General features: G+C 58.1%; 8 protein-coding genes and 1 pseudogene. 6 read left to right on the top strand and 3 right to left on the bottom strand.

The features are described from left to right. The first annotated feature begins 181 nt into the window (after positions 1-181). A complete protein-coding gene (gene istA / locus IWX85_RS17820) occupies positions 182-1,705 on the top strand; it encodes an IS21 family transposase (protein WP_196870631.1) in 1,524 nt (507 codons plus the stop codon). 115 nt (positions 1,706-1,820) lie between these two features. Here the strand turns inward: istA and IWX85_RS17810 are convergent. Then, positions 1,821-2,135: pseudogene (locus IWX85_RS17810) on the bottom strand (Tn3 family transposase); the annotation flags it as partial. 192 nt (positions 2,136-2,327) lie between these two features. Then, entirely contained in the window at positions 2,328-2,507 is a 180-nt protein-coding gene (locus IWX85_RS17805) for a phosphoribulokinase (RefSeq protein WP_231379929.1), read from the bottom strand. 408 nt (positions 2,508-2,915) lie between these two features. Between IWX85_RS17805 and IWX85_RS17800 the strand changes: the two genes are divergently transcribed. The 3 genes from IWX85_RS17800 (at position 2,916) to IWX85_RS21015 (ending at position 6,705) form a co-directional block, all read left to right on the top strand. After that, positions 2,916-4,580: an IS1182 family transposase gene (locus IWX85_RS17800; protein ID WP_196870630.1), complete on the top strand. Its 1,665-nt coding sequence runs from the start codon at positions 2,916-2,918 to the stop codon at positions 4,578-4,580. A 504-nt stretch (positions 4,581-5,084) separates the two neighbouring features. Continuing rightward, positions 5,085-5,576, top strand: a complete 492-nt coding sequence (locus tag IWX85_RS17795) for a hypothetical protein (protein WP_196870629.1) — start codon at positions 5,085-5,087, stop codon at positions 5,574-5,576. A gap of 13 nt (positions 5,577-5,589) precedes the next feature. Next, the gene (locus IWX85_RS21015) at positions 5,590-6,705 is read left to right on the top strand and encodes an OmpA family protein (protein ID WP_196870628.1); all 1,116 of its coding nucleotides are present in this window, start codon (positions 5,590-5,592) and stop codon (positions 6,703-6,705) included. A 155-nt stretch (positions 6,706-6,860) separates the two neighbouring features. Here IWX85_RS21015 and IWX85_RS17785 read toward each other — a convergent pair whose 3' ends face one another. After that, positions 6,861-7,832, bottom strand: a complete 972-nt coding sequence (locus IWX85_RS17785; RefSeq protein ID WP_231379927.1) for a tyrosine-type recombinase/integrase — start codon at positions 7,830-7,832, stop codon at positions 6,861-6,863. A 446-nt stretch (positions 7,833-8,278) separates the two neighbouring features. Here IWX85_RS17785 and IWX85_RS17780 point away from each other — a divergent pair, with 446 nt between their 5' ends. Further along, positions 8,279-9,163, top strand: a complete 885-nt coding sequence (locus IWX85_RS17780; protein WP_196870626.1) for a hypothetical protein — start codon at positions 8,279-8,281, stop codon at positions 9,161-9,163. Between the two features lie 214 nt (positions 9,164-9,377). Then, positions 9,378-13,592, top strand: coding sequence for a LodA/GoxA family CTQ-dependent oxidase (locus IWX85_RS17775; protein ID WP_196870625.1), 4,215 nt, complete (start codon positions 9,378-9,380; stop codon positions 13,590-13,592). Positions 13,593-13,597 lie beyond the last annotated feature (5 nt).

The raw sequence follows: 13,597 nt of genomic DNA, 5'->3' as shown, positions 1-13,597 counted from the left end.
GATCAAAATATCCCTCGGCTCACTTAGTCCCCTCGAATACCGGGATAGCCTTGGAATTCCGGCATAAACCAGTCCAAGATTTCCGCCGCACCCCCCCTAGAGGCCGAAGTGCCGATTCAAAATTGACCAGGGTGTTCCACTGACCTGCTGAATTTTTCAGCAGGAGAACAAGGTGATTACCATGGACATGATAGGCAAGGTCAGGCGCATGAAACTGCGCGACAAATTTTCCAACAGCGCCATTGCAAAGCTCACCGGGCTGTCGCGCAACACGGTCAAGAAGTGGCTCAAGGCGCCAAGCAGCAAGGCACCCAAATACAGCCGAGAAAGTAGCGAAGGCAAACTCAGCGCCTTTGAAGAAACGCTGGAGCAGGCTCTCACGGCCGACGCCCATCGACCCAAGCACGGCCGGCGCACGGCCAAGGCACTGTTTGGGCAAATCCAGGCGCAAGGTTACCGGGGCGGCTACAGCGCCGTGACCGACTTCACCCGCGCCTGGCGCGAGTTGTCGGGTAAAGCCATCTCCAAGGCATTTGTGCCCTTGAGCTTCGAGCTGGGGGAAGCCTTCCAGTTTGACTGGAGCGATGAAGGGCTGCTGGTGGGCGGGGTGTTCTACAAGTTGCAGGTGGCGCACTTGAAGTTGTGCGCCAGCCGGGCTTTCTGGCTGGTGGCTTACCCCAGCCAGGGCCACGAGATGCTGTTCGACGCCCACACGCGGTCTTTCCAGGCACTTGGCGGGGTCACCCGGCGCGGCATTTACGACAACATGAAGACGGCGGTGGACAAGGTGAAGAAAGGCAAGGGGCGTATCGTCAACGCCCGCTTTGCCGCGATGTGCAGCCACTACCTGTTTGACCCTGACTTTTGCAACGTCGCTTCCGGCTGGGAGAAAGGCGTCGTCGAGAAGAACGTGCAGGACAGCCGCCGGCGTATCTGGATCGATGCCGGAACGCGCCGCTTTGGCTCGTTCACCGAGCTCAACGCCTGGCTGGGCGAGCGCTGTCGCTCCATCTGGGCAGACACGCAGCACCCGGTTCACAAGCAGTTCACGGTGGCCGAGATGCTGGAGCTGGAGAAAGGGCACCTGATGTCGATGCCCGCGGCGTTTGACGGCTACGTGGAGAAGGCGGCCCGGGTGAGCAGCACCTGCCTGGTGGCCGTGGCGCGCAATCGGTATTCCGTCCCTTGCGAATGGGCCGGCCGCCTGGTCAGCACCCGGCTGTACCCGAACCGGGTAACCGTGGCAGCCGATGATGTGCTGGTGGCCAGTCACGCCAGGCTGGCGGGGAGCAGCCAGACCACGTATGACTGGCAGCACTACATTGATCTGGTGCAGCGCAAGCCCGGCGCCTTGCGAAACGGCGCGCCGTTTCTGGACCTGCCCGCGCCCTTGCTGCGCCTGCGCCAATCGCTCTTGCGCCACACCGGCGGGGACCGCGTCATGGCCGAGGTGCTGGCCGCCGTGCCCCAGGCCGGCCTGGAAGCCGTGCTGGTGGCCGTGGAATTGGTGCTCGAAAGCGCCGCGCCCAGCGGCAGCATCAGCGCCGAGCATGTACGCAATGTGCTGGCCCGGCTCACGACGCCCGCGGCACCAGAGCAGGCCGAAACCACGTTGCAGCTCAGCGAGCCGCCCCGGGCTGATACGGCGCGCTATGACCGCCTGCGCCCGACCCACCAAGACGGCCAGGAGGCAAGCCATGCGTGATGCCAGACGTGACATTCAGCTCGAACTCAAGGCGCTGCGCCTGAACGGCATGGCCGCTGCCTGGGCTGATTTGACGGCGCAAGGGGGGTCTAAGCCGGAACCCCAGAAAATTCCGTCATCCCAACTCCAGCCCAGCCACGAGCGCGTCCAGGTCGATCGTCTTTCCGTCACTCTGGAACGTGTAGTGCCCGTTCAGCAGGATGTGCCGCCAGGCCGCCGGTGAAATCTTGGTGATCAGCGCCAAGGCCTTGGCGTTGCCGCTGGCCTCGCATTTCGTCAGCAGGTGCGACAGGATGGCCGAGTTGTAGTAGATGATTGCGTTGGCGATCAGGCGTGCGCATTGGTTGCTGATCTCGATTTCGATGTCAGTCCGGCCGGTCAATTCCTTCTTTCCGCCGACCTGGGCGATAGTCGAGCGTAGGTGTAGAGACTTGCGTTTGAAAAGCGGCTGGCCTGCATTCAGCGCATTTTGGGGCCAGGATTAACTGCGTCTATCGGACCCCTCGGGCCAGGATTAAGTGCAACTGAGCCTGCATTTGACGGCGCCGGCCTGCATTGCATGGCCGCCGGCCAACATTAACTGCAACTGACCGAATGTCCCCCACGTCACCGAACGACCTCTTTAAATCGGCAATCCAGCCATCTGAAGCTCTGCGCGCAGCTCGGCCGTGCGCGTGGGATCGAGTTGGTTGGCGAACAACGCCTTGATCTCGGCTGGCTTGGCGTTGAACTGCTCCACCAGATCCTTGACGCGGTAGCCGTGGCGCGTCAGCGTGGGCTCCAGATCGTCAATTTTTCGCATCAGCACTGACTCCACCAGTTCTGCGGTAACGGGCGTCACCCCAGCCTGATACCCGGCATCCAGCGCAAAGGTCAGGTGCTGCTGGATTTACAGCGGCGTGCGCAGGCGCGTCGCCAACGAATCGATGGCTTCTGGCGTCAGGATCTCGTCGATTTCACGCTGGTCGGCAGTGCATTCGCGCAGCAGCCGCATGGATCGTCCAACTGGTGCGTTGAAATTTATTGTAGGCGGATGTTGATAAATGGAAAGCGTTTTTGGATGCTCTGAAGGCCGATTTCGCGGCATCGGCCGGATCATGGTGAACCGTCCAGAAACTGAAGGGATACTGTTGGCGAATTGATTCCCAGGCTGGCAACCACGGCAAAGGGATAGAGTTTTTGGCAATATGGCTACCCAGGAGGTTGCATCATGTCGCTCAAGCCCACCCCCATTGAACCGGTTCCCGAACAGACAGCGCGAATTGCGCGGGCTGCCTTTCCCACGGGCAACACCTACCTGAAACTGCGTGACGAGCTGGGTACGCTCTACTGCGATGAGGACTTCGCCCAGCTCTTTTCAAGGCGTGGCCAGCCCGCGTTGCCGCCATGGCGCCTGGCGCTCGTCACCATCCTGCAGTTCCGCGAAAACCTGTCGGACCGGCAGGCCGCCCAGGCGGTGCGCGCCCGCATCGACTGGAAGTATCTGCTGGGCCTGGAGCTGTCGGATCCCGGATTCAACTTCTCTGCTCTTTGCGAGTTTCGCGCACGCCTGCTCGCCGGCAGCGTCGGGATGCAGCTGCTGGAGACGATGCTCGGGCAGTGCCGTCACCACGGGCTGCTCAAGGCCGGTGGACGCCAGCGCACCGATTCCACGCATGTGCTTGCCTGGACGCGCACGCTCGGGCGGCTCGAACTCATTGGCGAGACCCTGCGCGCAGCGCTCAATGAAATTGCCACCCTGGAGCCGCAATGGCTGCAAGGCGTGGCGCCACCAGCATGGCACGACCTTTACGACAAACGCGTGGAGGACATGCGCCTGCCGCGCCTGGACAAGGAGCGCGAGCAGTATGCCCGCACGGTCGGCCAGGACGGGTTTGCGCTGCTGGCGTTGCTCGCTGCGCCAACGGCGCCGCCGGCGCTGGGGTCGCTGCCCAAAGTCGCTGCGCTGCGCACCGCCTGGGCGCGGCATTTCGAACGGGAGGCCGCGCCCATGGATGGCACACCGGGTGTGCGGTGGAAAACCAACGCCGAAGTGGCGCGCGCGCCCGAGCAGATCGAATCGCCCTATGACACCGAGGCGCGCTACCGCAGCAAAAGCACCAGTCATTGGACGGGCTACATGGTTCACCTGAGCGAGACCTGCGAGGACGACAGCGCGCACCTTATTACCCATGTGCATACCACTGCGGCCGATGTTCACGAAGCGATGTGCACGCAGCGCATTCACGATGCCTTGCGTAAAAAAGATCTGCTGCCGGCACAGCACTTTGTCGATGCCGCCTATGTGTCGGCCGAACTGCTCGTGGCCAGCCGAGCCGATGACGGCATTGACCTGATCGGTCCGCCGCGCGGCAATCAAAAGTGGCAAAACAAGGTCCAGGGAGCTTATACGGTAGAAGCGTTCACGATCGACTGGGACAAGCGGGTGGTTCACTGTCCAGAAGGGGTGGCGTCGACCAGCTGGCACGACTGCACTGACAAGAAACGCAAGCGGTTGTATCACAAAGTCCACTTTCCCAAGGTCGCGTGCAGCGCTTGTCACGCCCGGGCGCTATGCACCCAAGCCAAACAGGCGCCGCGCCAACTCTCGCTGCATCCGCAGGCGCAGCACGAAGCGCTGCAGGCGGCCCGCCAACGTCTGGACAGCCAGGAAGGCTGGCAGTTGTATGCGCGCCGCGCGGGCATCGAAGGCACCTTGTCGCAGGCCGTGCGGGCCTTCGGACTGCGCCGCACGCGCTACCGCGGACTGGCCAAAACGAGCCTGCAGCATGTGGCGACGGCTGCCGCCCTGAACGTCGAGCGGATCACGGCATGGCTGAGCGGCCAGCCTCGGGAGAAAACCCGAACATCGCGTTTTGCTGAGCTGGCGACATGATCGGTTAATTCGCCAACAGTATCCCTTCAGTTTCTGGACGGTGCAGGCCCGGATCCGGTTTATGCCGCGAAATCGGCCTTCAGAGCATCCAAAAATGCTTTCCATTTATCAACATCCGCCTGCAATAAATTTCAACGCCCCAGTTGGACGATCCATGCTTCTTGGCTAAGCCCGCGTCTTGACTGATGACCAAAACCTCGACCTGCAACGCGATGCAGCTAACAGAATCTTAGGAAGATGCCCGAACTTTATATTTCCGTGGATTAAACCCCGGTTTCCCCCTTCCCTTAGACCTCAGATCCCTTTCCTGCGTGTTCAGGCTGGGTATCGGCTTGGCGAGCTATGACGGCTTCATGGCGCACCGTTCGGCAGCATCTCCGCCATGGTGTGAAGGACGCCGGCCAAAGTCCAAGTAGCCCAGCAGTTTGAATCAGCAAAAACTGACTCGCGCTTGCTCGGTGCGCCGAGCGCGTGCATACTGTGCTCCGATCAATCGGGGGCATCATGTCCATTCAAATTGAATTCACGCCACGCAACACCATCCGGGTCGAATGCGACGGCGAGGTGGTCGAAGTGGCTTTGCAGCCGCCTCCTGCTTCGGCGGCGCCTTCGGATCGGGGCCGCGGCCCAGCGGTCGGTATGCAGCCTGTGCAGCCTTGGCCCGGCAGGCCAAAGCAGGGACCGGGCGTGATGGCCATCATTGCCAACAAGAAGATCAAAAACGATGAGTTGGACTGGCTTCAGTTCAATCCTGACATGAAGCTTGAAAGCCTCGACACCATTGACAAGATGGACAACGGGCTGCTCAAAGAGTTCATCGCGCGACGCGCATTCGGTCTTGATCGGAAGAACACATTGATGGTGATCGACGTCGGTGTCACGCCGTGGAGCGGGACGACACCCGCGCAGCTCCAGAACCTGCGCCGCATTGTCGAGGACGACACCTTCGGCCTGGACGGAGTGCGTATTTTCCAGGTGCCTGACGAGCAGCAGTGAGGCGGTATCTGCCGTGGCTTCGACCGACATCTACGCGACGGCGAAGTCCAACCTCCGCGACAACGTCAAGACCCTGATCGCCATCTTTGGCGGCATTGCCGGACTGTTGCTTGCCGGCACACCCTTTTCTGGGTACGGCGCCTTGCAGGCCCTCAGCGAGCGCTGGTGGGTGGCGAGCATTGCGCTTTTTCTGGCCGTGGTCTTCGTCGGCCTCGCCATCCGCCTGCTGCTGCGGCTGCTGCAACCTGATCTCGTTTACTCGAACGCACTGCGCCAGCACTTGGACCTGGGCCAATTCGAGCACGACGATCGCGACGAGATTGAGGCGCTGCGCAAGGAGTTCGTCGCGAGTCGCAATGATTTGTTGCCCAGCGGTTTGAGCTGGCTCGACGAGTTGGAGGCACTGGCGGACGCGGCTTATGGGCAATGGCAGATCGCCTTGGCAATTGTCCGGAGTGCCGGCGCACCGGCGGACGCCGCCAAGCTGCTCGAAGCCGAGCGCAAAGCCTTCGAAGACCTGAACGACAGCTTGACTGCCATCAACCAATGGGCCGCCTTCGTCCGTCAGCGGTATCGGATTATCAGGGGATGCAACAAAGCATTCCTGCTCGGCCTTGCAGCACTCTGCGCGATTGGCACGTTCTCGTGGGCGGTCGGACAGAAGAATGGCGAAAAAAAGGAAACAGCAGCGCAGCTGGCGCATGTGATCGTCGTCGGCGGCACCGCGGCAACCCCCGTGCAGCCTGGCACGGCAGTGCCGCTTTTGAACGCCATCCTGTTCGAGACCGGTCGCTCCAACCTCTCCGCTGAGGGGATCGCCGAAGTGGCGAAAGCGCGTGACTTCCTGCACACGCATCCGGATACGGTAGTGCTGCTCTTCGCTTACACGGACACGCGCGGCGACGCGAAGCTAAATCGCGCGCTCGCCACTCGGCGTGCACAGGTCGTGAAGAACGTGCTGATGGTCGAGGGTGGCATTAGCGCCTCACGCATCTTTGTCGCTGAGCTGCCTCAGATCGACCTCCCGCTTCTCACGGGCCATGCAGCGAACAGCGAAAAGAACCGCAGCGTGCAACTCGTGCTGCTGCCGCTGCCGCCGAGCGGGGTCACTTCAGGAAATGGGAAATAAAGCATTCGCTAACGACGGTTGAAGGTTGAAAGTCGGGCGGGGAGCGTTAAAAAAGATCTGAATCAGCCCTAGCAGGCCTAAGACGCCCCTCATTGTCGTCTTCGCTGGTGCTTTTTTCCGTGAAAAATTTAATGCTCGCAAATCAACCGAGTGGATTAGCCGTAGGCGACCCGGAATGTGGGAGAGTCCTCCGGTTTGGAGCCGCGCCGGTCATAGACCCGTGTCGTGCTGATGCTCGCGTGCCCGAGCCATTCCTGGACCTTGGCGATGTCGGCGTGGTGTTCCAGGGCGCTGGTGGCGGCGGTGGCGCGCAGGGCGTGCGGGCCCATGTTTTCCCCCGTGATGCCGAGCTGCTTCATATAGAACACCACCACGTCGGCGTACACGCTGCCGGTCGTAAGCGCGGCGGCCGGTTGCCCGGCTTTCGGTGTCCGTATGCGGCGAAACAAGGGTCCTTCCCCTTCCTGGCCATGGCCGGCGGCATCCAGGTACTCGGTCACCAGGCGCAGGGCGCTGGCGTGCGCGGGAATGAAACGCAGCTTGCCGCCCTTGCCCTGCACCCTCAAATGCGGCACGCCCCGGCGTTCCTGGGCAAAATCCTTCACGCACAGCTTGGTCAGTTCCTCGCGACGCAGCGCATGAAACAGCAGCACGGCCAGGATCGCCCGGTCGCGCTTGCCTTTGAGGGTATCGGCCGGCGGCGCATTCAACAGCGCCCGGGCCTGCGCGTCGCCCAGCGCGGGGGTCTTGCCTTCCAGGGTGTCGACCGCCGGGCGCTTCACGCCCTTGACCGGGTTGTGCAGCACGGCGTTGCACTCGCACAGGTAGTCGAACAGCGAAGCGAGGGCAGCGAGCTTGCGCCGGATGGTGGCGCCGCTGAGCATCTGCTTCTCCAGGTCGGCGCGCCAGGCCAGCACGTGGCTGCGCGTGACTAGGCGAAACTCCTCGGGTTGCGCGATGCCGGTGAAGCGCATGAAGCCGGCCAGGTCGTTCTGGTAGGCGCGCCGGGTCTGGGCGCTGGTGAGGTTGGCGAACCACTGGGCCTCGGGCGGCACATCGGCCAGGCGCTGGAATTCCGGGGCGGTGAGTGCCCGATCCAGCCGGACCGCTTCAATCTGAGTGGTCATGATGTTTTGCTCCTCTTCAACCATTGATAACGCTTTTTATCAGTAGTTGGCGGTACGAACCATTCCGACGCAAAGACTCTTGACTTGAGAAATATCAAGTCCTGCGAACAATAAGTACCTCGGTCCAGCTTGACCCGTTTGTCCCGCAAGAGCTAAATCAGCGGTTTCCAATTGCATTTGAAAACGATTAAAGCATGGGTAAATCATAAAAATATGAAGTGAACTGTTATTGCATTAGTAATAAATTGCGGATTAAGTGATTAAAAATTATTTACGTAAAAATTTAGTGCGAATTTTTCAAATATTAAAGTGCGGAGGTTTTAATTAGTCACAGTGTTGAGGTATATTGAGAGACTAATTGCTTCCAACACTCCTTCAGATAATTATATGTGTATTCACATTTGATACAAAATCTGAGACGCACTCGCTTTCAATAATTAACAATATTGAAAACTCCAGCTTGGCTGGGGCTGATTATTATGGCATATGCAGATATTCCCCAGCAAGCGCTTGAAATACTATCCTCGCAACGAACACGGATGTATCACGCATTGTGGCATTTTGTGCGGAACCAAAAGGAATGGGAGAAACTTCCCATTGAAGAAAAACAGCCGCTTATAGATGAGGGGTGGAGTACCCCACGCTTTACAGATCAACTTGGTGCTGGAATTGATTTTTTGTTCATGCATCGAAATATGATTTCAATGGTTAATGAATGGGCCAAGCCGCCTGTTGAAGAAGGGCACCATCATGCTTTTTCACCTATTGTGGTAGGTTGGATCGATGTTCCATGGGATCACGCTGATCCCGTCTGGCCCATGCCAAAAGTGGACCTGATGACAGACCCTGTATTAACCAAGATGTTTGGTCGGTCTAAAGACCCTGTAGTTACGGCACAGTACCAGCAACGATGCATTGACCGCTATAACAACAGGAATTGGCTGCGGTCAGTCACTCTTGACTCTTTTGGTACCGAACTAGAGTCTTCTATCCATGGCTGGTTTCACATGCACTGGAGTTCCTCTCCACCAGCTGATCCTAATAGCCTTGACACGACTAATGACTGGCTGGGCTCCCCCTTCTCAAGTCATGTCAACAGGCATTTCTGGAAGCTGCATGGGTGGATTGATGATCGAATCAAAGCCTGGGAGGACGCAAACGGCACAATTGCAGATATATCTTCTGGTTGGGATGGTCCGACTGACTACGTGACAGGCGAGATACATAGTGCCGACCCCAAGTTTTTCACTATTCTGCGTTTTGACAAAAAGCCTCCTTTACTTATGCCTTGGAAGGATATTTTACTTGAGGTGCCTAATAACTCGCTTTAGGCTAAAGGCATATCATTACATGCAAGTCAAAAGTATGCGCTAAAAATCATGGTTGACAGCCTGATGAAATACCTTCGGTCAGGTCATGACATAAAGCTTTTGACATAATAAGATGGGCTAAAAGAAATTATTCGAGGTCGCTAAAAGTTACGTGCTCCTTGATCTAACTATTTGTTGAGTCAAGAATAAGTATTTCAGCAATGGAGAATAAGGCATGATCGATGAAAACAGGATTGCGTATTGCAAGATATTCCCGCCCTTGGGTATAGCGCGGGTGGGCGACAGTGAAGAACCAAATGGTTATTTCTTCGCGCCGGAAGAACCGGGCGGCAGGCCCCGAATCGCAGGCGGTGGTACTTTGGGCGCGGATTTCAAATATCGCGACGCCGCTGGCGCTGTCAAGCGTCAAGCTGCACTGTTCCATATTTACGCTTTCGACTCTGAAAATAATCCGCTTGGCGAACTCCTCGCAAGTCATGCCCAAGTTCGCTGGAGCGTAACGCTTGCGAACAAGAAAGCCGCGTGGTTTAAGTTTGCCGGAGCGCACGGAGCACGAAGCGTGTTTGAGGGAATCGAACAGCCACTCGATGTTGACAAAAAGATCATCGGCATCCGTAACGATACAGTGGGAAAGCTTGTCCGTGAAACCGGAGGACCTCATGGCCACCGGTTCGTCGCCAACCCTGAGCGCAAAGCCCAACTGGAAATCAACGCGCCTGAGCTGACGGTCTGCGGTGCGGGGCGCCGACATGAAGCAGGTAAGGAAGAACTGCAATTTGTCGGTAAATTTCGGTGCAACCATGAGGTCTACCTTGGAGAAATCGCCACCGATGACGAGGGGCGGCTCATCATCTTGGGCGGCCGCGGTGTTTCAGCGCCGGTGGACCCGAAGGGCAAGCTACTGGATGACCCGACCAACGCTTGGATCACCCATTACGCCAACAACGAAAACTGGTTTGACGACACGGCCGACGGCCCTGTCACGGCGGAGGTAACGCTGGCGACAGAGGGGGGAAATCCGGGAAAGAGGCTGGAGGTCCGCGGGGGCAGCTGGGTCGTCGTTGCCCCGCCCGATTTTGCGCCAGACACCACCAATATAGTCACGCTCTACGACGTGATGGAAGAAGTGGCGCATGATCAACCCACGCTCAATATGGCGACAACACCCGCCATTCGCGATGCAGCCAATCCCGATCTGCGTCTCGACATTTGGCCGATCATTGAGCGTAGCGCCGGTTACCGTTGGGTCAGCAAGCTTGGGCTCCGCGGTCATGGGCAGGGCCGGCCGGGCGATGGTCTCAACGGGGAGCAAGTGTCTTTCGAAAAGTTCGAGGAAGCGATGAATGCAGAGGACGGTGCATTTTCCAAAAGGCTTGTGGCTGCGCTCAGGCCCCCGATCTACAGGCGGGCAAATGGCTATGAACCCTCCGATGCAGAAATGGCTGAAGCCGACGTTGCTGCGACCTCCCTTTTTATGCCACCCTTGTCTGGCGACGAGGACAACAGGACGCCGGGAAAAGCCCTCACTTGGCTGTCGCTGACTTATCTTCAATACGAGCGCATGAAGGCTTGGGCGGTCAATCCGAAATGCGCGGCAGTGGGTACTGCAGGCCAGACGGAGTACCGGGTTCTTGAGGACGGTTCCATACATCCTTCGGTGATGACGAAGTCTTTGTTGGACAGGTGCTGCGGCGGCGCCTTTTACCCAGGCATTGAAGTCACCTCCATCGTAAGGGACCCAAAGCTCTACATAGAAGCTTTCCGCTTCGACCATTCCGTGCTGGAGCCGGGCGATGTGACAAAGTACATGGCCTTGCCGTGGCAGGCAGACTTCTTCGAGTGCCAGGGCTCGTGGTGGCCTGCGCAGCGTCCTGACGATGTAATCCACGAGGACAGCTTCAAGAAAATGTTCGATGAGTTTGAGAAGACCGGCACCTTGGCAGGAACGTTCGAGAAAGCGCTGGGCGAGAGGCTGCTTTGGACGCGCGGCGTCGGGGACGCCTCGCCGCGCCCGGGCGGGGACTTCCTCATGTCGCAGGTGTTTCCAGAAGTGAAAGAAGCCGAGAGTTTCGAGCACTACGCCATGCGGATGAGCGAAGGCTGGCTAAAAGCGCTGATTAACACGGTTACTGAAGAAGACGGCGCCAGTCCGTGGCGGGAACGGTATCTGCTTCAGGAGGCTTGCGACCGTTTTGCGGGCCGGTACTTCCAGCCGCAGGTGCTTGAACCGGAGTCGGTGCTGGAGTTCAAGGACATCAAGGACCATCATCCGGAACTGGTCAAGCGCTTCAATATCTCATCGCTTCCCGACTTGCGGCAATGTTGGCGCGACGCATCGCGCATTGATCAGGAGGTAATTGCGAAGAGCTTGCAGGCGATAACCAAAAATTACCGTAAGGTCATGCGCCGAGTGCTGCTCGTCTACCTCGTCAAGTGCATCCAGGACCATCCTTTTGATGGCGGTTGCGCTAACACGAAGCGGTCGGCACACGATTTTCGCAAAAAACTCATTGATCCGGACTACACCGTGAGCAATCTAGACAAAGCCTATCCGGGCGAGGTCGAGTATGGCCGAGAGTTATTTTGCGAGTACGTGCTCATCGAACTGCGCGACGCGCTGCTGGACGCCGCCTACTTGCAGCATACCGCCAGGAACGGCGACAACGGCATGGTGCAGGATTGGAAAAATTTGGGGTTTGTCGTAAGAAGGGAGATGCCGCTTTCGAATGGCAAATCGCTGACCGTGCACGTTGAGACGGAACGCGACAAATACCAGGGGTGCAGCTACAGGGACAGTTTTTATTACCTCCTGAACATCCAAGAGCACCAAGACTTTCTGCCACAAGCTATCCGCATCGCCAATGACGCGCTTGGCTATGCGGCCACCGTCATCGCCTCAACATCCATAGAGGATAAAAACCACCCTGAATCGTTCGTTCCATACAGCCAGCCGACTTTCAGGGCTAAGCTCGAGGAGATCTACGAGATCCAACGCTCCCGCGCCCAGAATTTCGACATTTACTTTTCAGCCCGCAACAGGAACCTTGAAGACCTTGTGCAGGGCCTCACGGACTTGGCGCCGTTCAACCAATGCGATGGCGCCTGGCTGAGAAACATATCCGCCGCAGGGCCGGGCGATGACGTTCGGGCGTTGCTGTTCGAAGTCTGGAGCGACGAGATCGGCAATGGCAACGCATTGTTGCATCATGGCAATCTGTACACAAGCCTGCTTAACAGCTACGGGGTGCATACCCATGTGCTCAACACGCGGGCTTATGCGGACGATCCGAAGTTTCATGAATCTTCCTTTGTCAGTCCCGTATTTCAATTCGCCATTTCACAGCACACGGATCGCTATTTTCCCGAGTTACTGGGTATGACTCTCTATCTGGAGTGGGAGGTTCTAAGTCTCGTTCAAGGTATCAAGCTCTATGACTACATTGGGCTCGACTCACATTTCTGGCAGATGCATGTGGGCATCGACAACGCGACAAATGGCCATGGGGCGAAGGCCAGGGATGCAGTCATCTCCTACTTGGACCGCGTCCGCCATGAGGGCGGCAATGAAGCCGTGAACGAACACTGGGAGAGAATCTGGCGGGGATTCGTTGCGTTTGCGGTTGTGGGTAATGACGTTTTTGGTGACGATCTCGGCATCAGCCGGCGTCGGCCGGGCAATCCTGCTGCGCATTTGGCCGAGATCATGACCCGCAAGGCGAACTACGGTGCATTGAATCACTTGCAGCATCGGTTGGGGAAACACCGGATCAACGACCTCTTCGACGACCCCAATCTCTTCCAGAAAATGATGGCTGGCTCGAAATGGATCGTTCCCGGCGATCCGGACCAAAGTCTCTTCCTGAAGCACTTGACGACATTTCAGGGACCGATGTACCAGATATTCGACCCTAAAGACTTGGTGATGTGGCGTTCCTGGATCGAATGGCTGGGACGTGACGGGGACACGCAGCGCGTAAAGAGGTACTTCGACAAGTCGCAGGCCATGGAGGCCCTGCTCATCGAACTGAAGACAGTTGCCGAAGGTGTTGGCGCACACACGAGGTACAAGGCGGTGACCGAAAATGGAAAAAAATCCATCGCCGCTTTGTTTGCGTCGGACGACGTCGCGGGCCTCATGAGGGCACTTCGTGCGAAAGACTCAGGATGGGTTGTTTCAGGCGACCCGGCAGCGAGTCCTCTGATCGCGGACCTGATGCGCAGCACGAACCTGATGGCTAAGGCGCTGGACCGCCGCTTTCCCACTATCAACAATCGTATTGGACGCCAGATCGTTATTGAATGGGTTCGTGCAGGATGCCCGATACCTGGCGAGACCCGAGCGGTACCAAGCAAGGATTTGGCGCCGCCGCTAAAACCACTCGGCCCTTCGCTCTATATGCATACCTTGGGCATCGGCGCTGTACATTGACACAC

The organism is Polaromonas sp. CG_9.11 (assembly GCF_015752225.1).
GTDB lineage: Bacteria > Pseudomonadota > Gammaproteobacteria > Burkholderiales > Burkholderiaceae_C > Polaromonas.
This window is presented reverse-complemented; position numbering and strand designations above follow the sequence as displayed.